Source organism: Nitrincola nitratireducens (assembly GCF_000585235.1).
Classification (GTDB): Bacteria; Pseudomonadota; Gammaproteobacteria; order Pseudomonadales; family Balneatricaceae; genus Nitrincola; species Nitrincola alkalisediminis.
In genome coordinates, this window is the sequence record NZ_AONB01000008.1 from 1 (window position 1) to 25,558 (window position 25,558).

Genomic DNA, 25,558 nt, shown 5'->3' on the forward strand with positions numbered 1-25,558 from the left:
GACGGTCCATTGGAAGTAGTTGCAAGCGCAACGGACAACAACGGCAACCCAATCACAGGCACAGACAGCGCTGAGTTGGATGCGATTGCAGCTGAAATAACAGTTGATACCACTGTCAACAATGAAACAGGTCTGATGGATATTGAAGGTACAACAATAGATGTGCCTGAAAACAGCACTGTCGAAATCACGATTACAGACAGTGTAGGGAATACCGTTACAACCCAAGCGAGTGTCAATGAGGACGGAAGCTATTCAGTTGAAAATGTTGATATTCGTGAGTTAGTCGATGGTGATTTAACGATTGATGCCAAAGCCATTGATAATAATGGTCAGGATGTCTTTGCTCAAACGAACGATGAACTGTTGTTAGTGGTAGAGCTTGCGATTGAGACATCGGGTTCACTCGAAGTCTTTGAAAAGTTCTTGTCTAATGGCTCAGCAGCAAATGACGGTGAACCGAAAGACAGTGGCAGTATTAGAATTACCACATCTCAAGGCATCCAGTCAGTCACCATTGCAGGTGTTGTGATTACCCTGGAAGCGCTGGAAGCGAGCAATGCATCGCCGATTAGCATCACCACACCAGAAGGTAACTTGGTTGAGATCGTTGGCTTTATACAAGTCAACGATAACGCTTACCAAGTTGATTACACGTTTGAGTTGTTAAACCCAGCGTCACATCCTGAACAAGGAACAGATGAGTTGGCCAAAGAGCCAATCAGTTTGTCAGTCACGGATCAACGTGGAAATGTTGAAAGTTCTGAGGTAGAGGTATCAATTGTTGACGATATTCCTGCAGCGGAAGATGTAAAAGAAAACATCGGTGTAGCCCTGACTGAAGCTGGAATTTCTGGTTTCAAAGCAGGCTTCTTGCTCGAAGAAACTACCGCTGTTAATGGAAGTGTATCAGGTGAGGTCCTTGATGCAGATGCATACGCGGATCGCTTAACTTGGGGTACGCCTGCAAATGGTTCCCAAGGTTCGAACTATGTATTCGAGGATAATGAAGACTTCCGTACAGGTGACACGATTTTCACTGACCAATTGATTGAGTTGGGAACCTTTACCCACAACAACTTCCCAATTCTGTCGTCGGGCTCGATCCTGACAAGCACCGTATTGGAAGTTAAATTTACGTTGGTGATTGATGGTGTTGAACAAGAGATTTCGGGTCAAGTGTTCCTTGAGCACGATGAAACACCGAATACAAACTCGGATCCGCAAGCACCTGAAAATGATGACATCATCAAGATCACGAATATTGATTTTGTTCAAACTTATGAAATCAATGATCGCATCTACGAGTTCCGAATTAAGGGCTTCTTAGATCAAGACGGTAATATTGTTGATGAAATTAGAACAACCGAACAGGCGTCTAACTCATTTAAACTCTTTGCCGAATTGGCTTCAACGTCTGATCTCCCTGTGTTTGAGGGGCAGGTTGACTACTTCTGGGGTGCCGATGGCGCCGCTGATGAAGATCCCGTGATTTGGAAGGATATTGATGCTGCATCCGGTGTGATTGAAACGGATCTTGGTATTTTGACTATCAATCCAGATGGCAGCTACAGCTATGAAGTCAAGACGGAGGCTCGCAATAAGCTGCAGTTAGGTGAAGTCTTAGTTGATCGATTCACATACGTGCTGAAGGATGCAGATGGTGATTTGGTTGAGTCCTCATTGGAGATTCATCTAAATGGTGTTTCTAACTTCATCACAATGCAGGTTACAGCGCCAACGGTACAAGAGAAATTCTTGCCGGAAGGATCAGCGGCTGGTGAAGGGTCAACTTCAGCCAGTGGCCAAGTAGTGATCACATCTGCAAATGCAATTACGTCAATCTTGATTGATGGAGCTTTGTTGAATCAAGAGCAGCTAAATAACCTTGCAGATACACCTTTTGTGTTGACCACAGCGGCTGGAAACACGGTGACACTGACAGGCTTTGAAGAGGGGGCATCAGGTATCTACAAGTTAAACTACGAGTTTGATTTGACATCACCTGAAGCACATTCTGCACAAGGTGCAGACGAACTCTCTAAAGGGTTGTTCGACATTACCGTAACCAGTGCGAGTGGTGCTGAAGCGACGACTCAGCTTAAAGCCAATATCATTGATGATGTTCCAGTTGCAGCTGAAACTGAAGTATCACTTGACGTGAATCTCGTGGAGGCAAAAATAGGCTCCTTTGAAGCTGGTTTTGAGTCTTTCGGCGCAGCGACAGGTACAAATGTCGATCAAGATACTTTCGTTGATAAGCTTGAATGGGGTACACCAACGTCTGGTTCGCAACGCTCTGGTTATACCTTTGTCGATAATGAGGAGTTGCGTGTTGAGACTGATATTGCACTTGATCAGTTGATTACATTGGGTGTCTTCACACACAACAACTTCCCAATCTCGTCGGGTTCAAGCAACTTTACGGGTACGGATTTGATTGTTCGCTTTAATCTTGTTATCGAGGGAGAGCTGCAGGCAGTCGAAGCGAGAATCGTTTTGGATCATAATGAGACGTCAAATACGAACTCGACGCCAACACATCCGGATAATGATGATATTGTCACCATTACGAATGTGGATGCTACACAGACGTTTATCGTTAATGGTCGTGAATACCAGTTCCAAGTGAAAGGGTTTATTGATCAAAATGGAAATGTGGTTGAGCAAATTCGTACGACTGAGACTCGTTCTAACTCGTTTGAACTTGTTGGACAGCTCGTCTCAACCTATGCGCTGCCGTCGATTGAGGGTCAAGTTGACTACAACTTCGGTGCCGATGGTGCTGCCGTTGCAGATGCTGTGAAATGGTCTGGTATCAATGCCGCATCTGGCACAATTGATGGAGTGTACGGTAGCCTGACTATCCAAGAGGATGGTTCGTATACCTACATTGCTAAACCTGATGTGCTATCGACACTGAAGCCAAATGAGTTAGTTCAAGACTCCTTCACTTACGTCTTAACAGATGCGGATGGAGATCAGGTTCAGTCTGTACTTACCATTAACCTGAATGGTAAAACAGCGCAAGCCGGTGAAGTGTTCAGAGGGGATGAAGGCGACAACACGATTGTGGGTGGCAGCGGCAATGACCTGATTATCGGTGGTCAAGGCAATGACATTCTCTTTGGTGGGGAAGGCGATGATGTCTTCAAGTGGGAACTCAATGATCAAGGAAGTGTGGGTGCCCCAGCAGTTGATGTTGTTAAAGACTTCTCAATAGGCAACAATGTGTTGGATTTGAAAGATCTATTGTCTGGAGAGTCTGAGTCAACCATCAATGACTTTATCTTGGCAGAGCAGGACGGTAATTCTACGGTTCTATTCATCAAGACAGATGGAGGCTTATTAGGTAATCCAGAGAATGCCGATCAGAAGATTGTCTTGGAGGGAGTGCAAATGAACGGTGAAAGTTCGGCTGAATTCCTGAATGACTTGATTAGTAAAGGTATGCTAAATATCGATAACTAAGCTAGAGCAATCCGGCTACTCGATGGATCGAGTAGCCGATGTCTGATCATGAAGTTGGCATAAAAAAAGAGGCTCTAAATAAGCCTCTTTTTTTGCTAAAGCGATATTAACTTATGCGTTGCGAATATTGTTAACAAGCAACTCAAAAATATTGCTGAGATTGATATCCTGAGATTCCGCATCCTGTCGCGCTTTATACTCAACCATACCATTTGTTAAGCCGCGGTCAGAAATAACCACACGATAGGGAATACCTATTAACTCCATATCCGCAAACTTAACACCGGGTCTTTCTTTGCGATCATCTAACAGTACATCAATGCCTGCCGTCGTCAATTGCGCATAAAGTGCATCCGCTTGCTGACGAACATCTTCAGATTTGTCGTAGTTTAATGGCACGAGGGCAACGGAGAAGGGGGCCAGTGCAACAGGCCAAATGATGCCTTTGTCGTCGTGGTTTTGCTCGATGGCTGAAGCAACGACACGTGTGACGCCGATACCATAACAGCCCATCTCCATGATAACGGATTTGCCGTTTTCATCTAGGACGGTCGCATTCATGGCTGCAGAATAACTATTACCGAGCTGGAAAACATGACCTACTTCGATACCACGTTTGATTTCAAGCTGTCCTGTGCCACAAGGGCTTGGGTCACCGGGTACAACATTGCGTAGATCTGCGACTTCAGGTGTAGGCAAGTCTCTGTCCCAATTGATACCAAAGTAATGTTTATCTTCAATATTTGCACCAGCACCAAAATCAGACATACGCTCTACCGTGCGGTCAATGATGCACGGAATAGGGAGGTTGATGGGGCCTAAAGAGCCTGGGCCTGCACCGAGTAGTGCACGAATCTCATCTTCTGTTGCAAAGCATAAAGGTGCAGCAACGAGCGGATGTTTTTCCGCTTTTATTTCATTGAGTTCATGATCACCGCGAACCAATAGCGCTACAAACTCAGCATCGGTTTGATCGCTGGCTTTGACGATCAGTGTTTTCACCGTTTTCTCAATGGGGAGATTAAACTGCTCGACCAGTTGCGCAATGGTTTTTGCCTTAGGTGTATCGACTAAATGCATGTCTTGCGTGGCTTCTGCGCGAGGGTAGCTTGGAGCCAGAGCTTCGGCTTTTTCAATGTTGGCGGCATAGGTTCCTGTATCGGAAAAGGCAATATCGTCTTCGCCCGATTCGGCAAGAACATGGAATTCATGAGATGAGTTTCCGCCAATAGATCCGTTGTCGGCTAAGACAGGTCTGAAATCCAGCCCCATACGCGTAAAAATACGCGTGTAAGTATCGTACATGAGCTGATAGGTGTCTTGAAGCGACTCTCTGTTTGAGTGAAACGAGTACGCATCTTTCATGATGAATTCGCGTGAGCGCATTACACCGAAACGGGGCCTGATTTCATCACGGAATTTTGTTTGAATTTGATAGAAGTTGGCAGGAAGTTGCTTATAACTTTTAATTTCACGGCGGATCATGTCCGTGATCACTTCCTCATGCGTTGGCCCTACGCAAAAATCACGGTTGTGGCGATCATTGACGCGCAACAGTTCTGGGCCATATTTTTCCCAACGTCCTGACTCCTGCCAGAGTTCGGCTGGTTGAATTGCCGGCATTAGCACTTCATGAGCACCCGATGCATCCATTTCCTCACGAACAATACGCTCTGCTTTGCGTAATGTACGAAGACCCATAGGGAGCCAAGTGTAAAGTCCAGAGGCAAGTTTACGTATCATGCCAGCTCTAAGCATGAGTTGATGGCTGATCACCTCTGCATCTGCAGGTGTTTCTTTTAGCGTTGAGATTAAGTATTGACTGGCACGCATAAGGCTGATGTTCCGTAGTTGACGAAAATAGCCACCATTTTAGGTGGCTATGCCAAGTGTAACAAGTATTGAGAGGGGATATTTGCTAAGCGGCGAAGCTTGCCTCTTCGACAAATTTAATTAACTCATCAATTTGGTGTTCATTAAAGACAGGGATGCCATTGCGAATGAGTTCATTCGCTGCAACGCCGGGTGACCTTATCAGAGTGTTAGAAAAGTTTCCGTCGTAAATTTCGTTATTGCCACAAGAAGGACTTTTTGATTTCATGAGTGCGCAGCATACGTGGTGCTTCTTGGCAATATCCAGCGTTGCTTCAGCCCCTGCTAAAAACTCAGGTGTTACATCGTCACCTTTATCCGTTGTAATCAGAATTGGAAATCTGGATTGGGTTTCTGCAGGAGGTCTTGGCGTTGGGAGACCTCCAAGCGTTTCGGGGCAGGCCATAACAAGCCTGCCTTCAGTTTGCCAAAGCCGTAACGTTGGATGTTGAAGAGGGCAGGTTTGGCCATCATAGCGAACTTTAGCGCCCAAAAGGCAGGCGCTTACAAGAATTTTTAACATATCGTAAACACTTTGGATGATTTATCGTTATTTTAGAGCGTGTATTTTACGATTTTTTGACACCTTTGACTAATCGGTTGCTTGCTAAGTTGATCAAAGTCAAGAAAGTAGAGATCCGTATTGTTTCAGCAAAGTGCTCATGTTCACCAGTTCTGGGAGATTCTCTGCATGCATTTTGCTCATAACTCTGGCCCTATGCACTTCAACTGTTTTGGGGCTGATTTTGAGAATCTCAGCAATTTCACGATTGGCATTGCCCGCCGTAACTAAGGACATGACCTCTTTTTCACGTCCACTTAGTTGATCATAGTGCTGAAAAATCTTTTGTTCTTCTTTGTATGAAGCAAAACGTTGCTGTGCTTCCGTGAGCCCTTTTTCGACAAGGCTTAATAGTAATTTGTCATCAAAAGGCTTTTCAATAAAGTCTAAAGCACCTGCTTTAATTGCGTTTACTGCCATGGGGATATCGCCATGGCCGCTAATTAAAATAATGGGCAGTGGAATGTGCTTTTCAGCGAGTATCTGTTGTAAGGCTAAGCCATTGGTTCCCGGCATGCGAACATCAAGCAATAAGCAACCCATGCTGAGGTCGTATTCATGTAGAAAACGATCAGCTGAATCATAGTGTTTAACGATATATCCGGCTGACTCAAGCAGCCAGCACATGGAGTCACGGAAATCTTGATCATCGTCGACTAAAAAAACCGTTTTATTGTTTTGGCTCATGTCGGGCCCTCGTAGGAAGTTTAAATAAGAAGTGACTGCCGGCAACGCCGTTAGGTTCTAACCAGAGTTGGCCTCCATGGCTTTCGATTAAGCTGCGAGCAATCGAAAGTCCCATGCCAAGCCCACTTGTTTTGCTCGTGGTAAACGGATCGAATAAAGTGCTTTGAAGGCCTGGATCAATCCCTCCCGCATTGTCAGAAACTTTGACTATTATGAAGTTTTTTTCAGTGAATGTGCAGAGTATGACATAACGCAATGCAATGTTCTTATGAGAGTAAGCTTCAATGGCATTTCGTACTAAATTCATAATGACCTGCTCAATTTGTACGCGGTCACCTTCAACCTTAGGTGCGCTTGCATCCAACTCAAAAATAAACTCAATTTTTTGATCAGTTGCCTCTTGTTTCAAAAACTCTGCCACCTCGTGACAGCAGTCGTTGATCGAAAAAAGGGTCCGCTGATAGTCTGTTCTTTGCACGAAACGACGAATACGTTTAATAATTTCAGCGGCGCGATGGGCTTGGCGCGAAATAAGCTTAAGCGCATGTTTAGCATGCTCAAGCTGAGTGATTTGTTGTTCCTCAATTTGTCTGAGCGTCCCGTTACTGTAATTTAAAATAGTAGCGAGCGGTTGATTGACCTCATGTGCAAGCTCAGTGGCCATCTCACCGACGGATAGTAGTCGTGACAAATGAGCCATTTCTGTTTGCTGTCGTTTTGCTTGCTCTTCCGCTTTCCTTTCAAGGGTGACGTCACGCCCAATCAGGGTATAGTACTCAACTTGAGTGCGATTGTTTCTGTCACGATGAGCAATGATCTCCCGTAACTCAGCCATGCATTGGCTGTCTTTTGGTAAGTCCAGTATTAGGGTGCCGTTCCAGTTGCCTGTGTTTGCAGCGCTTTCCAGTGCCGTTATCACCTGTGACTTGAAATAGTTAGGCTCAAAAAATAGCGATAAAGCAGGAAGGTGGCCTGTGTCCGCGTTGATTGATAAGGTGCGTTGTGCCGATTCATTTACATACGTGAGTTCAAGGCCTTGCTGGCTGCAAAATAGGATGATATCTGATGAAGCCTCAACGACGCGTGCAAGGCGTCTTGTGGCCTGTAAGGCCAACTCTCGCTCTGTTACATCTCTGGAAACGCAGATGACCTCGACGGGTTGATTGTCGTCGTCTTTGATGGTTCGACTGGTTGTCTCAAACCATACGTAATGCCCATCCTTATGGCGATAGCGATATACATTGGTGTATAGGCCGTCGCGGTATCTGACACTGTCCGCACGGTTTTTCAGGTTGTCAGCATCCTCGGGATGAAATAAAGCGTAGCCTGATGTGCCTATGATTTCATCTGCAGTGAATCCTAATAAGGGCTCAATTGCTGGATTAACATCAATAAAAACCCAATCCGGGGTTGCACTGTGGCGAGAAATTAAATCAGTCGACTGCTCTGCGAGTAATCGATAGCGGTCTGCTTCTTTGAGGAGTTCGTTATAGGTGTCTTGATTGGGGGTCATGCGAGCGTATCCTTATTGTTTTAAGCGCATGTCTCTATTTATAAGACTAACAGACGTCTTGTCAAATAAGGGAAAGTACGTATGATGAGAAAAGGATGTCAGGGATACTACCGGAGAATAAAATGTCCAATTCAAATCATAATCCTTATGTGTTAGGGCTTGAGCAAAACCAAGCCAACTATACACCATTAAGCCCTTTGAGTTTTATTGCAAGAGCTGCAGACGTGTATCCAAATCGGCTTGCTGTTGTGCATCATACCATACGCCGAACTTGGTCTGAGACGTATCAACGTTGTTGTCAGCTTGCCAGTGCATTACAGAAGAGAGGAATCGGTAAGGGAGATACCGTAGCGGTAATGGCACCTAACCTGCCAGAACTCTTTGAGGCGCATTTCGGTGTGCCAATGGTAGGGGCCGTACTGAATGCGTTAAATGTTCGTTTGGATGCAGAGGCCATTGCATTTATATTGCAGCATGGTGAAGCAAAGGTCGTGATTACCGACCGTGAATTCTCAGAAGTCATACAGCGTGCTGTACGAATGATTGCTCATAAGCCAATCGTCATTGATATTGATGATCTTTCATATGAAGGTGGAGAGCTGATCGGTGAAATGGACTATGAGGCCTTTATTGCTGACGGTGATACGTCATTTAACTGGGCGCTTCCTGAAAGCGAATGGGATGCCATTACGTTAAATTACACATCGGGTACGACAGGTGATCCTAAGGGAGTTGTATACCATCACCGTGGTGCGTATTTGAATGCAATCAGTAATGTGGTTTCGTGGGATATGGGAAGTCATCCGGTTTATTTGTGGACCTTGCCCATGTTTCATTGTAACGGTTGGTGTTTTCCATGGGCACTAGCTGCGACGGCTGGCATTAGCGTGTGTTTGCGTCATGTGAGAGCTGATGCGATATACGGCGCAATTAAGTCTGAGAAGGTCAACCATTTCTGTGGTGCGCCAATTGTGCTGAATATGTTAAACAATGCGCCAGACGAGATGAAAGAGGGAATTGCGCATCAAGTGAAAGTGATGACCGCAGGTGCCGCACCGCCAGCTTCGGTTATTGAAGGAATGGAAGCGATGGGCTTTAAGGTGACCCATGTTTACGGTCTGACAGAAACCTATGGACAGTGTTGTTTGTGCATGGCATGACGAGTGGGATGAAAAATCTGCAACGGATAAGGCTCGCTTGAAATCAAGGCAGGGCGTGAGAGCGCCAATGCTTGAGGCATTGATGGTGGCGAATCCTGAGACGCTTGAGCCTGTTGCTAAGGATGGTAAAACCCTCGGCGAAATTTTCATGAAAGGCAATTTGGTTATGAAGGGTTATCTTAAAAATCCTTCAACGACAGATAAGTCATTTGAAGGGGGGTGGTTTCACTCGGGTGACTTGGCTGTCTGGCATGAGGATGGCTATATCGAGATTAAGGATCGCTCAAAAGATATTATTATTTCAGGCGGTGAAAATATTTCCTCGATTGAAGTGGAGGATGTGTTATATCGTCATCCAGCGATTATGGAAGCGGCCGTTGTTGCGATGAACGATGAAAAGTGGGGAGAGGTGCCCTGTGCCTTTGTTGCACTCAAGCCATCGGCTTCAGTCGTGCCTACGGAAGAGGATGTGATTCAGTTTTGCCGTGAAAATATGGCAAGGTTTAAAGCGCCCAAAAAGGTTATTTTTTGTGACTTGCCAAAAACATCTACTGGAAAAATCCAGAAGTTTGTTCTTAGAGATCAGGCAAACCAGAAGGCTTAACTTGTTTGAGAGGTGTTCCACGAGCCATTCAAGGGCTCGTGGAGTGGCGGTTACATCAGGCCTTGCTCAATCATGGCGTCAGCGACTTTTCTGAAGCCTGCGATGTTAGCACCGAGCACTAGATTGTGTGGGTGATCGAATTCACGCGCGGCTGAAACACTTCGTTCATAAATGCCGGCCATAATCCCTTTCAAACGCTGATCAACGTCTTCAAATGTCCATTGCGTCATGCTTGCATTTTGAGCCATTTCGAGCTGGCTGGTTGCAACGCCACCTGCATTGGCGGCCTTGCCTGGGCCATAGCAAATGCGCGCTTGGATAAAGCGATCAACGGCCTCAGCGGTTGATGGCATGTTTGCGCCTTCACTAATACAGGTGACGCCATTCTCTAATAAACACAGCGCATCGGCTTCTGTGAGTTCATTTTGTGTCGCGCTTGGGAAGGCAGCGTGAGCCTTGTAGCGCCAAACGGCATGCCCATCTTTAGGATAATGTGAGGATGGCGTGTATTCAGCGTCAGGGTGGAATTCAAGATAGTGCTCTAGGGAGACGCGGCGTTGTTCTTTGAGCTCTTTTAATGCAGCAAGGTCAATTCCATTTTTATCATAGATTGTGCCTTGCGAATCTGAGCATGTAACAGGAAGAGCGCCCAATTCATAAAGTTTTTCAATGGTGTAAATGGCAACATTGCCCGCGCCTGACACTAGGCAGACTTTGTCCTTTAAGTGATCACCTTTATCAGACAGCATGTTTTGCGCGAAATACACAGCCCCATAGCCTGTGGCTTCTTTGCGTGCCAATGAGCCACCCCATTTTAAACCTTTGCCAGTCAGAACACCTTCGTAGCTGCCTGTCAGACGTTTGTATTGTCCGTACAGGTAACCTATCTCACGCGCACCCACACCTATGTCGCCTGCAGGGACATCGACCGTTGCGCCAATATGGCGATAGAGTTCCGTCATGAAGGCTTGGCAGAATCGCATGATTTCATTGTCCGAGCGGCCTTTAGGGTTGAAGTCGGATCCACCTTTACCACCCCCAATAGGGAGGCCTGTCAGTGCATTTTTGAAAATTTGTTCGAAACCTAAAAACTTGATGATGCCAGCGTTAACACTTGGGTGAAAACGAAGACCGCCTTTATAAGGACCAAGAGCTGAATTAAATTGAATGCGGTAGCCTTTATTAACTTGAACGCGTCCGGCATCATCATGCCATACGACTCTAAACATGATTTGGCGCTCAGGCTCAACAATGCGCTCGATGATGCCTTCTTCTCGATAGTGCTTATCTTTATCGAGAAGTGGGCGAATTGAGTCTAAGACTTCTTCAGCGGCTTGATAGAACTCTGTTTGAGCTGGGCTGCTTCTTTGTAGGCGCTGGAGAGTGTCGTGTACGTAAGGCATGGTAAGAAAATCCTAAAGAGTTGATGCACTAAATTAGTACTAATGATATCGTTTGTGCACTAATTTGGTAAATGTCTATTGGTATGATTTTGATGAAAAGGTGCGCATAAACAGGATTTTTCTATATTTATTATTTGTTTGTGGTGTTTTTTATCGTTTTTGACTTGTTCCAATAGAGTGCGCTATTGGTTATTTTTTGTTTTATTTTAGTGCGAAATATCTGTTTTTGCTCCTTGTGGTGTTGTTGCTATTCAATCCTCGCGTTTTGTAGCGTGCAGCTATGCTCAGTTTATGATGAAAAAAAATCACCTAAGAATTCTGGCTATCGACGCGTTCTTCAAAGCCGCATAAACGCTGGTTTTCCGTTCTTTTTTACCCCGTCTCTACACCCTAATTGCTGCTAAATCAAGAGTTGAAAAAATCTTCAAAACAACTATATTTGGTGTCGTGTTTGTCCAAGCACACAATATATAGTGTTTTTAGTTTAAAAAATGACCAGGTGTTGTTCGCGTCTGGTGGTCTACAGTAATGATCAAAAACGGAAGAGTACGACGATGCAAAAAAATCTGATGGTGACTAAGCGAAACGGGCGGCAGGAACCTATAGATCTTGAAAAAATACACCGTGTGATCATCTGGGCCGCTGAAGGTCTACAAAATGTATCTGTCTCTCAAGTTGAGTTAAGTGCTCATATTCAGTTCTATGAGGGCATAAAAACCTCTGATATTCACGAAACCTTAATCAAGTCGGCAGCCGATTTGATCTCTGAAGAAGCGCCTGACTATCAGTACCTGGCTGCGCGTTTGGCAATCTTTCATTTGAGGAAGCGTGCATTTGGTTCATTTGATGCACCGGATCTTTACACTCATGTGCGCTCAATGGTTGAACTGAATCGTTATGATACTCATTTATTAGAAGACTATTCTCAGGCTGAGTTCGATGAGTTAAACGACTATTTAGACCATGGTCGTGATATGAACTTCAGTTATGCTGCGGTTAAGCAGCTTGAAGGTAAGTATCTTGTTCAGAATCGTGTGACGGGACAAATTTACGAGAGCCCACAGATATTGTATATGCTCGTGTCTGCGTGTTTGTTTGCCTCCTATCCTAAAGAGACACGTTTAGACTACGTTAAGCGTTTTTATGATGCGACGTCTTTATTTAAATTATCACTGCCAACACCGATTATGGCGGGGGTTCGTACACCTACGCGTCAATTCAGCTCATGTGTCTTGATTGAGGCGGACGACAGCCTTGATTCAATAAATGCGACGGCGTCGGCGATTGTTAAGTATGTATCACAACGTGCTGGTATTGGTATTAATGCGGGTAGAATTCGTGCGATAGGCAGTCCTATTCGTGAAGGTGAGGCCTTCCATACGGGTTGCATACCCTTCTATAAGCACTTTCAGACAGCGGTTAAATCCTGTTCGCAAGGCGGGGTTAGAGGGGGAGCAGCAACGCTGTTTTACCCTTTATGGCACTTAGAAGTCGAGTCTTTGTTAGTTCTTAAGAATAACAGAGGTGTTGAAGAGAACCGTGTTCGTCACTTAGATTACGGTGTACAGATCAATAAGCTGATGTACCAGCGTTTGATTAAAGGGGAGTTTATTACTCTTTTTAGTCCGCATGAAGTGCCAGGTTTATACGATGCTTTCTTTGCGGATCAAGATGAGTTTGAGCGCCTGTACGTTAAGTATGAGCAGGATCCGTCCATTCGTAAGCAGTCGATAAAGGCTGTGGAACTGTTTGGGATATTAGCCGCTGAGCGTGCATCGACAGGGCGTATCTATATACAGAACGTAGACCATTGCAATACTCACAGTCCGTTCGACCCTGCGGTTGCTCCAGTGCGTCAGTCGAATTTATGCCTTGAGATTGCATTGCCGACTAAACCATTGAATGACATTAATGATCCTAATGGTGAGATAGCACTGTGTACCTTGTCCGCGTTTAACCTAGGTGCACTTGAAAACTTGAATGAGCTTGAGAATTTATCCGATTTGATCGTGCGGGCACTGGATAATCTTCTTGATTATCAGGATTACCCCATTTTGGCCGCTAGAAACGCCACGATGAACCGCAGAACCCTAGGAGTAGGAGTTACGAATTTTGCCTACTACCTTGCTAAAAATGGTGTTCGCTATTCGGATGGTTCTGCTAACGGTTTGGTACATCGTACGTTTGAGGCCATTCAATATCACTTATTAAAAGCGTCAAATCAGTTGGCAAAAGAAAAAGGGCCCTGTCCGAAATTTAACGAGACAACCTATGCAAAAGGCCTTTTGCCGATAGATACGTATAAGCGCGATGTTGACAGTTATTGCGAAGAGCCGCTGCATTATTTCTGGGAAACACTGCGTGAAGATATACGTGAGTTTGGCTTACGCAACTCGACGTTGACCGCATTGATGCCTTGCGAGACCTCATCGCAAATTACGAACTCAACAAATGGAATTGAGCCTCCAAGAGGATTTGTATCCGTTAAGTCGAGTAAAGATGGCATCATGAAGCAAGTTGTGCCGGAGTTTGTTGAGCTGAAGTCTCAATATGAGTTGTTGTGGAATATTCCAAATAACGAAGGCTACTTGCAACTCGTGGGTATTATGCAAAAGTTTGTGGATCAGGCAATTTCAGCCAATACCAACTATGACCCGACCCGTTTTCCGGGCGACAAAGTTCCAATGAAGCAATTGCTTAAGGATTTGTTGACGGCGTATAAGTATGGTTTAAAAACACTCTATTATCATAATACTCGAGATGGTGCCTCTGATCAGCAGGATGATGCTGGGTGTGAAGGCGGTGCTTGCAAGCTTTAAACTCAAACGCTTAGCCAGGCTCTAAAGCTCAGCTATTTCCGTAACTGTGGTGTCTAACGACTCCGCAGTTTTGTACTTTATTGGTGACCACTTTTTCAAGGTTATTCACTTTATGTCTTATTCTACTTTTAATCCTAGCGACCATGATGCGACGATGGAACCGATGTTTTTCGGGCGGAGTGTCAATGTTGCTCGTTACGACAAGCAAAAGTATTCAATATTTGAAAAGTTGATTGAAAAGCAACTTTCGTTCTTTTGGCGTCCAGAAGAGATTGATCTTACAAAAGACCGCAAAGACTTTAATGATATGCCAGATCATGAGCGTCATATCTTTTTAAGCAATTTAAAATATCAGACGCTATTGGACTCTGTTCAAGGTCGTTCTCCCAATATCGCATTTTTACCCGTAGTTTCTTTGCCTGAGCTGGAAACTTGGTTTGAAACTTGGGCGTTTAGTGAAACGATACACAGTCGCTCTTACACCCATATCATCCGCAACATCATCACTGAGCCTTCGGTTGTGTTTGATCAGATTGTGACAAACCCAGAAATTGTCAAACGTGCAGAGTCTGTTACGCGTTTGTATGATGAGTTCATTGAGTTAGTCACTGTGTACAGTTTGTATGGTCCTGGTAAAAAGTTGATCGGTGACAGAGAGCTGGATGCGTCCATGTACAATTTAAAGCGAAAGCTTTATCTGACGTTGGTGTCAGTCAATGTATTAGAAGCGATACGGTTTTATGTCAGCTTTGCGTGTTCTTTCGCATTTGCTGAACGGGCTATTATGGAAGGCAATGCAAAAATTATTCGTTTGATTGCTCGAGATGAAGCGCTTCATCTGACCGGTACTCAGCAAATGTTGAATATCTTAGCGTCTGGACGTGATGATCCTGATTTCAAGGCAATAGCACAAGAGTGCAAGCCTGAGGTGTATGAGATCTTTAAGGAAGCTGCGCAGCAGGAAAAAGACTGGGCCGTCTATTTGTTCAGCCAAGGTTCTATGATTGGTTTGAATGCTAGAATTCTGGGCGATTATGTCGAGTACATTACAAATGTTCGGATGAAAGCGTTGAATCTCGATGAAATTTTTCCTGCCAGACAAAACCCATTACCATGGATGAATGCATGGTTGGTGAGTGACAATGTCCAAGTAGCGCCTCAAGAGTCTGAAATCAGTTCATATTTGGTTGGGCAGATTGATAATGATGTCGAAACTGAAGACTTTGATGGATTCGATCTTTAGGAGATAGAATGTCTGGGATTCCACGTATAAAAGTGAATAATTATCATACTTTTTATTATCAGTATGAGTATTCCTTACTCGATGCGTTAGAGGCTCAGTCTATTCCTGCACCTTACAATTGTCGCGGTGGCTACTGTGGTTGTTGCAGGGTGCGTTTGTTGGATGGAGAGGTTGAGCAAGTTCAAGATGCGTTAGTTGATGTGGCTGAGGGTGAGGTGCTTGCCTGTTGTTCTCGTCCGCGCACTCACATAGAGATTGAAATTCCAGATTCTTGATATCTATGCACAAGTCCCCAGCCGTTGTTGGGGCTGTAAATCCTTTTTTGTTTTTGGGTTTGCAAATGACTGTCAAGAAGTATATTCTTGATTTTTAAAAATGTTTTCGCTGCATGTTTTTTTATCAATTCGCTGCACGCTTAGAAGCACGTGGCTTCCAGTGATTCATCCAATATAAATTCACAGCTTTATCCACAGATTGTGTGGGTAAGTCATGAAGCCTAGGCCGTTAGACTAGGCTTCTTCTGTTTTGTCTTTATATTCACATAAATCTTCAATAATACAAGCACCACATTTGGGTTTGCGTGCTACACATACATAGCGTCCGTGGAGGATGAGCCAGTGATGGGCATCTAATAAAAATTCTGTTGGTATGAATCGTACAAGTTTATTTTCAACCTCAAGAACATTTTTGCCCGGAGCTATGCGAGTGCGATTGGATACGCGAAAAATATGCGTATCGACCGCCATAGTGGGTTGCCCAAACGCAGTATTTAACACAACATTCGCGGTTTTGCGTCCAACACCGGGAAGTGCTTCTAATGCTTCACGGGTGGAGGGTACGGAGCTGTTATGGTGTTCAATCAGCTGTTGGCATGTTTTAAGAATGTTTTCTGCTTTGCTGTTGTATAAGCCAATGGTGCGAATATAGCTTTTTAGCTTTTCAAGCCCAAGGGCCAAAATGGACTCTGGCGTATTGGCAACAGGAAATAATTTGCGGGTTGCTTTATTGACGCCGACGTCGGTCGCTTGCGCAGATAAAATAACTGCAATTAGCAATTCAAAGGGTGTTGAGTATTCCAGCTCTGTCGTTGGATGCGGGTTTTGCTCGCGAAGGCGAGAAAAAATCTGGTGGCGTTTGCTAGCGTTCATTTAATCGTAATCGGCAAGGGTGACTTGATTGCGCCCGCGTTCTTTGGATCGGTAGAGCGCTTGATCTGCATCGTTAAGCCATTGATTGTAGTCTGTGTAGCCCTTGTCAGATACAGAAATACCAAGGCTAACCGTGACATAGAGATCAAGGTTGTCGACTTGGATAACTGTGTTTTCGATAGCTTCTCTGAGTCGCTCGGCGAAAATCTTTGCGTTACCTATAGGTGTATTGATCAGCAGAATAGCAAACTCTTCTCCACCATAGCGTCCAGCAAGATCTGTTGTGCGAGTAAACATGGTAATGCATTTAGATATTTTCCGAATGACTTCGTCGCCAACAAGGTGGCCATGCGTGTCATTCACTTTCTTAAAGTAATCAATATCCAGCATGACAAGCGAGCTTTTTTGTTGTGTTCGACAAAAACGTTCAAATTCACTTTTAATGCAGCTTTCAAGATAGCCGCGATTGCTAAGCCCTGTCAGCTGGTCTGTGATGCTTAAGCGGGACAGCTCTTGATTGGCATTGAGTAAACTTAAGCGGTTTGTAGCGGCATCGGTTACGTCGTAGATGATGATTGCAACGTGATCGACTTCTCCCTGAGCATTTTTGAGCGGAAGCAGTGTTGCATTCTGGTACATATGTCGAGCACTGCCCGTAATGGGCCGATAACTCTTGAACTTAAACAGCCATGGCCTTTCTTCCCAAGTTGTGAATGCACTGTTGTCTAGCATGATGACTGTCTGAATTTTTCGGCGCAGCCAGTCCTCAGGCAGGTCAGTAAACTTGGAGAATAAATGCGCATTTAGCATATGTTCTGCGCTAATCCCCGAATGGTTCACCATAAATGTGTTCCAAAGCCTGACAGTGAATGCTTTATCTAAAACAACTATGCCAACATCAAGGTGCTGAATCAGATTTAACTGCCACTCCAAAGAATTGTCTTGATTGAAGGTCGGTAGGCTGTGGATCATGTAAGTTGCTCCATGCGTTCAGAGAGTGATGACAGCGAGTCCTCAGTGAATAATACCAAAAGATCACAACTAATATTGGTGTTTTCAATCGTATACTCAATTTCGATAGACAGCGTATTTTTCCACTCGGCTGGATTTTGTTGAAGATTAGGGGCGTGGCAATGCAACCCTAGTATCTGAGGTGTTCCTTGGCTGAACTCAACATTTATTAATTGACCAAAGTTGCGGATAAAGGCGCCGACAAGCACATTACTGATATCCATGATAAGTTCACGCTCTGCTGCTTCATTAATGTCACCATCATATTTGAGCAATTGAGCAATTTGTGAAATATTGGACTCTTTAAACATGAGCAGGGCTTCGCCTGCTATGCTTTTGCCGATAAAACCTTGGCATACTGTGGTGATTGGGTCATAGCCACTGCTGGCTTGCAGTGCCATATCAACTTCAGCAATGCTTATTAATTGAACTTTAGGTACAGGCAAGTGCACAAATACATTTAAAAGCTTTGCTAATAAGCCTGCCGCTCGACCCATGGCAACGTTTGCTGTTTCACGTGCAAGGTCAAACATATCCTTAGGGATATCTTCGGCGGATGCAGAAAATTGAGTTGAGGTGGAGGTTCGGGCTTGGAGTTCATCCAGCAGTCCGTAAGCTTTTAACGACTCGCAAAGGATGTGTTCGTTGATGGGCTTATTGATAAAACCGATTGCCCCAAGTGACATGACGCGAATTTGTGCATCCTCTTGGATGTCACCTGATACAACGATAACCAAGCAGGGTAGATCATCACGACGGACACGCTCAAGAACCTGATAGCCATCCATAATCGGCATGTTGAGATCGAGGAACATAATATGCCCTTTACCTGCACGAATGGCTTCGAGTGCCTGAAGTCCATGTTCAGCTTGAGTAATCTCAACGTTCCAATGAGAAAGGGCACGAGCCATTTGCTTTCTAGCTAAGCGAGAATCATCGCAAATGACAACGGGTATTGATTGTGCCACGTAAAAAGCTCCGATTAAGATATTTTATTCTTCTAGATAATGAGAGTAACCAAAATTTAAGCGTCATGCAATTTGATTACCCACATTCAAAATCAGCTAGTTATCCGGTTCTTCATAATCACCACGAGCGTCTGTATTGGTGCGTGCTCTGTCAGCATCAATATCGCTGTTCAGGGAGCGCTGCTGTGTTGAAGGCATTTTCACAATATTAATAGGTGCTGGCGGTGCTGATCCATCTTTGTTTTGGCCAAAATAAACAGTGAGGTGCGGGAAGGGGATTTCCACGCCTGCAGCATCAAAATGTCGCTTAACTAGACGATTATAGGCCCGGCCAACGCCCCATTGTGAACCTGGTAATGTTTTGATTCGAACTCGTATGTTAACCGCATTATCACCAAACTCGGTAATACCCTGCACTTCAAGCTCACCCATGATAACGGCTTGCATCTCGGGATCGGTCATTAGCTCATCAAAGGCTTCTCGTAAGCGGACAACGACTTCGTCAGTATCTTCACGATAGGCAACGCCATATTCGCCCACGTGGTAGCCAAAACCTCTCATGTAGTTCGATACGCTCGTGATGGATGAAAAGGGGATGAGGTGATATGTACCAAAACGGTCTCGTAAACCGAGTGAGCGAATGGTCAGGTTTTCGGCGGTGCCTGTGATCCCATCTGCAGTAACAACATCGCCCGTATTAATGGCGTTTTCTAACTGGATAAAGACGCCAGTGATGACATCCTTAACTAGGGTTTGGGCGCCAAAGCCTATGGCTAAACCAATGACACCAGCACCTGCTATTAATGGCCCAATATTAATGCCGAGTTCGGCTAGGGTTATCATAGCGGTTAGAACCGTTAAGCTGATCATGACGGCGTTGCGAAAGAGCGTAAGCAGTGTTTTTTCTCGCGCACTGGGTTCGCCTGAGCCTGTGTTAGGGTTTAATCGATGTTCAACCCAGCTGGCAAACGCAATCCAAAGTAATTTAGAAACAATTAGAATTAACGCAACGCTGAGCAGCATGCTAACAAAACGCGTACCGCCTGTTGAGGCTAGCCACAGGTTCAGGTTGAACAACCCCCAAGCATCTAAAACCAAGGCCATTACAATCAGCATAATGACTAAGCGAATGATTTTCAGCGATGTCGGTATAAAACCATTTAAACGTGCCTCAAGTGCCGGAAATCGTAATTTTGTTTCTTCGGGAATCCGAATTTGTCTGGAAATAATTTGGGTTAACAATGCGGATATAAATAATCCAGCACCGACGGCAATCAATGTTTGCAAGCTGGCTTGTAACATAATAGGAAGTGCATCGTCTGGTCGGATAACCGTTACCAGCAAGAGACCTGCGAAATACGCAATTGAAATCACATGCCAACTGCGTGCCAGCATATTGAGTAATACGGTTGTAAATGCGAAGTCGGCTTCTTCTGCGCGAGCTCTAATCTGCGTTGATACACGTGCTTTATTTTGCATGATGATGACAAAGGCATAAGAGAAGGCTACTAGCATAATCAGCAAGCTGACGAAGCGCCCTAAAACAGGAGTTAAGTGAAAGTTGATAACCGGAACCAGCAGAAGCATACCATAGCCGATAAATCCGCTTAAACGGGCGATCCAAGTGTTCCAGTAAGCAGAGGTTTCAGCGCACATAGGTAAAAGGCGTAAACCATCAAATCTTGATGAAAACACCATCCTAACAATGGCTTTAAAGGCTTCAATTAAAAGAAACGCATTTAAAAATAATGACTGGGTTGAGTCCATGCCCCCGAGTTCACCAACAAGTAAAAGCGCTACTCCGTAACCCGCAACCCAAGCCACGCCAACTGCAAATAGATCCGCGATTGCGGCAAAAATGACTGCAAACAAACGCATTAATAGAGGGGCAAAAGCATGGCTTTGCGTTGTCCAGCCATCGGCCATTCTAAAGAGAGGGGTTAGAAGGCGACGAAGAATAAAAAAGGTTAACAGGGTTGCTAAAATAACATAGCCTAGATTCAAGACGCTTAGTGTGATCGTACTCCAATCAACCGATGAGCCTTCATCCGTTAAGCTATTGAGGGCGCCTACGCCTGATATAATTTGGCTGATCAGCTCTTCGGCAATAAATTGTGTTTGATTGGCTATTTGGCGTGCTAGCGAAACGTTGTCACTTGATGTATCGATGGCCGCCGCGTCTTCGTGCGGTGAGGCCAGTGTGCGTAAGTCTTGAATAAGCTGCGCCCTAAGCGCATCGTTTTCAAGTAAAGCCGCTAAGGCTTCATACGATTGGCTTTCTTGCGTTTCAGCGTTTACGGATGAAAAAGTAGCCAGTATCAGTGCGAAGAATAAAAAGCAACGACGTAGCCAGATATTGATATACAAAACACCCTCCAAGATCAGCCTGTTATTCGCACTCGCTTAGAACCGGCTGAAGTAGTTTCGAGACTTTGCGCCGTAATTGCGCGATTTTTTATATGCAAATCAATTTTATTCTTCAAAGCGATTAGTAAGCCAAGCCCGACAAATGCACCTGGCGGCAAGGCTGCAAAGAGGAAGCCGCGATACTCTTCAATTAGAGTTATTTGCCAGTTTCGTGCTATGTCACCGAAGATGAGATGCATGTTGCTAAAGAGTGTACCAAAAGCAATGGCTTCACGCATGGCCCCCAGTAAAATTAGTACAAGTGTGAAGCGACCCCCATCATTAATCCATCAACTGTAGAGTCAAGGATGGTATTTTTTGAGGCGAAGGCATCGGCTCGACCCATGATGGCGCAGTTGGTGACGATTAATGGTATGAAAATTCCCAAGATCAGATACAGCTCATAGGTAAAGGCTTGCATCAGCAGCTCGATTGCCGTTACAAAAGCGGCGATGATCATGACGAATATAGGTAAACGAACAGACTCAGGAACCTGATTACGAAAGGCTGAGACCGTTAAGTTGGAGCCAATCAGTACGACAATGCTTGCAATTCCTAAGCCAATTGCATTCACGACTGTCCCTGTAACGGCAAGTAAAGGGCATAGGCCTAAGAGTTGCACTAACGCTGGGTTGTTTGTCCAGAGTCCATCTTTAACAATTTTGTTCAAGTCAGTTGCCATTGCGAGTCTCGCTTAATTGGGTGTCTTGAGTAGGCAAGGATAAAAAATCGATACGTCGTTGTTCGAAGGTTTGTAGCGTGCGCGAAACCATACGAACAACGGCTCTTGGTGTGATGGTGGCTCCGGTAAATTGATCGAAATCACCGCCATCTTTTCGAACATTCCAGCGATAGGCTTCCTGAACTTGGTACTGCGCATCGTCAAAATCAAGAATCCAGTTCGATTTTGCCAGTTCGATTTTATCTCCAAGTCCGGGTGTTTCTTTGTGTGACAAAACACGAACACCTGCTGTGCGACCATCTTGCCAGATGCCGACCAGCATTTCGATATCACCACTGTAGCCATCCTGAGCAATGACTGGAATAATCACGGCCTTAACCTCTTGATCCTCAATGGCTCTAAAAACGATAACAGGATTGGAGGCACCTAACTCAGGTAAGTTCATTTCCCACGTATTTAAATGTAAATTTTCATCAACATGCCGTGGAATGATTTCGTACAAAGCGCGTGCTTGGTGCTCTTGGTGATTGGTCTCGATTCTATCCCGCGTTAACACGTGTGTGGTTGCAATCAGTCCAGCCGTTACCGCTGCAAAAATTGAGATGCCCAGAACGCTTTTGCGAATGCTATGGCGTAAATCCATTAGCGATGACCTCCGCGAGTGGGTGAAGAGTGTTTATGACCATAGCTACGTGGCTGAGTGTATTGATCGATAAAAGGCGCGGATAGATTCATTAATAATACAGCAAATGCCACTGCATCAGGGTAGTTGCCCCAAGTTCGAATGACATAAATTAAAATACCGAGCCAATGCCAAAGACGACTTTACCTTTATTGCTGGTTGCACCTGAGACCGGATCTGTGGCGATAAAAAAGGCTCCCATCATCGTTGCGCCTACACCAAGGTGCACAAAGGGATCTGCAAAGTTTGAGGGATCGCCACCGTAAAACAGGCTGGCTAGGATAAATAACGTTACGAGCATGGACAAGGGGGCGTGCCACGTCATAATTTTTCGATAAATAAGAAAAATTCCACCCATCAACCACGCAGCGCTGACGCCGTACCATGCAAACACACCCTGGTTGAGAACATCGGAGGAGCGCCAAATTTCTTCGGTCGTGAGGCTGCCTTTATGCTTTAACACTTCTAAAGGGGTTGCGCCAGTATACGCATCCAGTGCTAGTGCCTGAGACGAGTTAAAGATAATAGCAAGTGTTTGTGAGAGGCTAGGTAGCGCTTGCCAAGAATCACCTATTAGCACAAAAGGGGCATTCCATTGTGTCATTTCGACTGGAAATGAAATTAATAGCAGTGCGTATGCGACCATGGCAGGGTTAAACGGATTTTGTCCCAACCCACCATACAAGTGTTTGGCAATAACAATTGCACTGAACATCCCAACGGCTGTTATCCACCAAGGTGCCATGGGTGGGATGGCAAGCGCGAGCAGGAGCGCCGTTACCAATGCGCTGCCATCACTAAGAAAAAAGCGTAATGAACGTTGTCGTAAATATAAAGCACAGGCTTCAAAAATGAGTGCAAACGTACAGGCTAAAAAAATCTGTATTAAGCTTCCCCAACCAAAAAAGAACGTGAGCGCCAATATTGCTGGGAACGTTGCCAGCAATACGAGTCGCATGACGCGAGCGGTTGAGTTAGCTTTGGAGACATGGGGGGAGCTTAAATGGATCAGTGCCATTAGTTTTGCTCCCCGCCAGCGTCTATCCAGTCTTGTTGTGCCTCATTGGCTTTTTGTTCCAGCAGCAAAATGGTTGCTTCCAACTTATCTATTCCTTCTAAGCCTTTTTCTCGCGCATTTTTTAAGGCGTCATTCGCTTTTTTCAGTTTTGTTCGGGCAACGGATGCTGCTGTTTTAAGCTGCTTAAGTTGAGTCGCTTTTTCCTCATCAGTACTCACTTCTTTCGGTGCTGCCTCGGCAAGTTTACGTTCGGCTTGCTGTTTTGCCGCGGCCTCTGCTCGCTCTTTTCTTCGTAACTCTTTTTCGGCTGCTTCTCGTTCTAGGCGAGCTTGTCTGGCTTCAAAGCGAATGCGTGCATGGGAGGCTTTTTGTTGTTCAAATTCTTCAGTACGTATCTCAGATTTTGCAAAACGATAATGTTGAACCAATGGAATGTTGCTTGGGCAAACATAGGCGCAGGCGCCACATTCAATGCAGTCAAATAAATTGTGATGTTTGGCTTTCTCGAACTCACGCCCCTGAGCAAACCAGAAGAGCTGTTGGGGGAGAAGTGAGGCTGGGCAAACCTGCTCACACATGCCACAGCGTATACAGGGTTGTGCTGGTTGAGCGGGTGGCATTTCATCTTTAGTTGCCGCAATGATGCAATTGGTCGTCTTGATGACAGGTATGCGTTCATCATTAACGCTAATGCCCATCATCGGGCCACCCATTACAAGTCGAAATAGAGCCTTGCGGTTGACTTCAGCGGCCTCAAGCAGTGTCGTAAACGGTGTACCAATCAGGGCCTCATAATTTTGACGATGCCCGAGCGCATATCCCGTGAGAGTGACCACGCGCGAAATTAAAGGTTCGCCTTTAAAAACCGCTCGGTAAATTGCTGCAGTGGTGCCTACGTTCTGGCAGACAATACCTATGTCGGCCGGAATTGAGCCTGAAGGAACTTCAATTCCTGTGAGTAGTTGAATAAGTTGTTTTTCGCCACCGGATGGGTATTTCGTCGGTACAACGCAGATGTCGATATTTAATGTTGATGTGCGCAGGACGTGGTCAAGTGCTTTTATTGCTTGAGGCTTATTGTCTTCAATGCCGATCAGGATATGGCTTGGCTTGAGAAGGTGCGCAATAATTTCAATCCCTGCTAAAACCTCATCACTGCGTTCTCTCATCAGAGCATCGTCAGCGGTAATATACGGTTCGCACTCGGCCGCATTAATGATTAGAGTGTTGACGATGTGATCATCACCTAAATGCAGTTTTACATCGGTTGGAAATCCGGCTCCACCCAGTCCTGCAATGCCTAAGTCTCGAATGTGATTAATCAAATCCATTTTATTCATGGATTGATAGTCCAGAATCGGCGATAAGGCGGTCCATTCGTCCAAGCCATCGGTATCAATGACAATACAGTCTGACTCCAGACCCGAGGCGTGCGGGACGGGTTGAGGGCCGATGTAGGTGACGATGCCTGAGCTTGGCGCGTGGAGTGAACTGCTGATTCGTCCATTTGCTTCTGCGATTTTTTGGCCCTTGAGCACGCGCTCACCTATTGTTACACACGGAAGAGCGGCTTTTCCAATGTGTTGCTGTAAGGGCAAAATGAGCTGAGTCGGTATAGGGGCTAAGCGTATATCAGCGCCTAACGATTGTTTTTTATTTTCGGGTGGATGGATGCCACCATGAAAGCTGAAAATCCGGCTCATTGGCTTGCTCCCTGAAGAAGTTGACCGCGACCTCTGTCTGTCAGAATAAGGGATGGATCTGAGACCGGAGCTGGCCACTTCCAGTTGGCAGGTGTGACGGGTAAAGGAATCATATCAATGCAGTCGACAGGGCAAGGTTCTACACAGAGATCGCACCCTGTGCATTCACTGACAATCACCGTGTGCATTTGTTTGGCAGCACCCAAAATCGCATCGACAGGGCAGGCTTGAATGCACTTTGTGCAACCTATGCATTCATCTTCACGGATGTAGGCGACTGTTTTGGGCTTTTCTTCTCCATGCTCAGCATCGAGAGGAATGGCGTCTACATCCAGTAAGTCGGCCAAGGCATCAATGGTGCTTTGGCCGCCAGGTGGGCATTTGTTGATTGCATCTCCATCGGCAATGGCTTGTGCATAGGGCTTGCAGCCTGGGTAGCCGCATTGACCGCATTGTGTTTGAGGGAGTAGAGCATCGATTTGTTCGACAATTGGGTCGCCTTCCACACGGAAGCGAACTGCTGCAAAACCCAAAATAATGCCAAAAACGGAGGCTAAGACTAATAAAACCACTATTGCTATAAGTATAGAGCTCATCGTGTGTCTG

Annotated in this window: 16 protein-coding genes and 3 pseudogenes; 5 read left to right on the forward strand and 14 right to left on the reverse strand. The window is 45.3% G+C overall.

The window, feature by feature from the left end; genetic code table 11:
- A partial coding sequence (locus D791_RS08580; protein ID WP_036510342.1) for a choice-of-anchor K domain-containing protein occupies window positions 1–3,471 on the forward strand: 3,471 nt, incomplete at its 5' end.
- A gap of 111 nt (window positions 3,472–3,582) precedes the next feature.
- On the opposite strand, the gene D791_RS08585 is transcribed toward D791_RS08580, so the two are convergent.
- From D791_RS08585 to D791_RS08600, 4 genes are all read right to left on the reverse strand, one after another.
- Window positions 3,583–5,304, reverse strand: a complete 1,722-nt coding sequence (locus tag D791_RS08585) for a proline--tRNA ligase (RefSeq protein ID WP_036510344.1) — start codon at window positions 5,302–5,304, stop codon at window positions 3,583–3,585.
- Window positions 5,305–5,389: 85 nt separating this feature from the next.
- Window positions 5,390–5,866: a 2-thiouracil desulfurase family protein gene (locus tag D791_RS08590; RefSeq protein WP_036510347.1), complete on the reverse strand. Its 477-nt coding sequence runs from the start codon at window positions 5,864–5,866 to the stop codon at window positions 5,390–5,392.
- A gap of 99 nt (window positions 5,867–5,965) precedes the next feature.
- On the reverse strand, window positions 5,966–6,592 hold the full coding sequence (locus tag D791_RS08595) for a response regulator transcription factor (RefSeq protein WP_036510350.1): 627 nt from the start codon (window positions 6,590–6,592) through the stop codon (window positions 5,966–5,968).
- Window positions 6,576–8,105: a sensor histidine kinase gene (locus tag D791_RS08600; RefSeq protein WP_036510353.1), complete on the reverse strand. Its 1,530-nt coding sequence runs from the start codon at window positions 8,103–8,105 to the stop codon at window positions 6,576–6,578. Before D791_RS08600 ends, D791_RS08595 begins: the two co-directional genes overlap by 17 nt.
- Window positions 8,106–8,227: 122 nt before the next feature.
- Here D791_RS08600 and D791_RS08605 point away from each other — a divergent pair.
- Window positions 8,228–9,869: pseudogene (locus D791_RS08605) on the forward strand (acyl-CoA synthetase).
- A 50-nt stretch (window positions 9,870–9,919) separates the two neighbouring features.
- On the opposite strand, the gene gdhA reads toward D791_RS08605, so the two are convergent.
- Window positions 9,920–11,272, reverse strand: a complete 1,353-nt coding sequence (gene gdhA / locus D791_RS08610) for an NADP-specific glutamate dehydrogenase (protein WP_036510357.1) — start codon at window positions 11,270–11,272, stop codon at window positions 9,920–9,922.
- Between the two features lie 554 nt (window positions 11,273–11,826).
- Between gdhA and nrdA the strand changes: the two genes are divergently transcribed.
- From nrdA to yfaE, 3 genes are all read left to right on the forward strand, one after another.
- Window positions 11,827–14,091: a class 1a ribonucleoside-diphosphate reductase subunit alpha gene (nrdA, locus tag D791_RS08615; RefSeq protein WP_036510360.1), complete on the forward strand. Its 2,265-nt coding sequence runs from the start codon at window positions 11,827–11,829 to the stop codon at window positions 14,089–14,091.
- Between the two features lie 112 nt (window positions 14,092–14,203).
- Window positions 14,204–15,334: a class Ia ribonucleoside-diphosphate reductase subunit beta gene (gene nrdB / locus D791_RS08620; RefSeq protein ID WP_036510363.1), complete on the forward strand. Its 1,131-nt coding sequence runs from the start codon at window positions 14,204–14,206 to the stop codon at window positions 15,332–15,334.
- An 8-nt stretch (window positions 15,335–15,342) separates the two neighbouring features.
- The gene (gene yfaE / locus D791_RS08625) at window positions 15,343–15,609 is read left to right on the forward strand and encodes a class I ribonucleotide reductase maintenance protein YfaE (protein WP_036510366.1); all 267 of its coding nucleotides are present in this window, start codon (window positions 15,343–15,345) and stop codon (window positions 15,607–15,609) included.
- Between the two features lie 234 nt (window positions 15,610–15,843).
- Here yfaE and nth read toward each other — a convergent pair whose 3' ends face one another.
- The 9 genes and pseudogenes from nth to rsxB all read right to left on the reverse strand — a co-directional run bounded on the left by nth (window position 15,844) and on the right by rsxB (window position 25,548).
- The gene (nth, locus tag D791_RS08630; RefSeq protein WP_036510369.1) at window positions 15,844–16,482 is read right to left on the reverse strand and encodes an endonuclease III; all 639 of its coding nucleotides are present in this window, start codon (window positions 16,480–16,482) and stop codon (window positions 15,844–15,846) included.
- Window positions 16,483–17,454: a sensor domain-containing diguanylate cyclase gene (locus D791_RS08635; protein WP_036510371.1), complete on the reverse strand. Its 972-nt coding sequence runs from the start codon at window positions 17,452–17,454 to the stop codon at window positions 16,483–16,485.
- A complete protein-coding gene (locus D791_RS08640) occupies window positions 17,451–18,461 on the reverse strand; it encodes a response regulator (protein ID WP_036510374.1) in 1,011 nt (336 codons plus the stop codon). The genes D791_RS08635 and D791_RS08640 overlap by 4 nt, the downstream gene beginning before the upstream one ends.
- A gap of 96 nt (window positions 18,462–18,557) precedes the next feature.
- A complete protein-coding gene (locus D791_RS08645) occupies window positions 18,558–20,828 on the reverse strand; it encodes a mechanosensitive ion channel domain-containing protein (protein ID WP_081763801.1) in 2,271 nt (756 codons plus the stop codon).
- Between the two features lie 14 nt (window positions 20,829–20,842).
- Window positions 20,843–21,549 (reverse strand): annotated as a pseudogene (locus D791_RS08650) (electron transport complex subunit E).
- A complete protein-coding gene (gene rsxG / locus D791_RS08655; protein ID WP_036510377.1) occupies window positions 21,539–22,192 on the reverse strand; it encodes an electron transport complex subunit RsxG in 654 nt (217 codons plus the stop codon). Before rsxG ends, D791_RS08650 begins: the two are co-directional and overlap by 11 nt.
- Window positions 22,192–23,249: pseudogene (rsxD, locus tag D791_RS08660) on the reverse strand (electron transport complex subunit RsxD). The gene rsxG and the pseudogene rsxD overlap by 1 nt, the downstream one beginning before the upstream one ends.
- Window positions 23,249–24,952, reverse strand: a complete 1,704-nt coding sequence (rsxC, locus tag D791_RS08665) for an electron transport complex subunit RsxC (RefSeq protein WP_051514360.1) — start codon at window positions 24,950–24,952, stop codon at window positions 23,249–23,251. Before rsxC ends, rsxD begins: the two are co-directional and overlap by 1 nt.
- On the reverse strand, window positions 24,949–25,548 hold the full coding sequence (gene rsxB, locus D791_RS08670) for an electron transport complex subunit RsxB (protein WP_036510379.1): 600 nt from the start codon (window positions 25,546–25,548) through the stop codon (window positions 24,949–24,951). Before rsxB ends, rsxC begins: the two co-directional genes overlap by 4 nt.
- Between the last annotated feature and the right edge of the window lie 10 nt (window positions 25,549–25,558).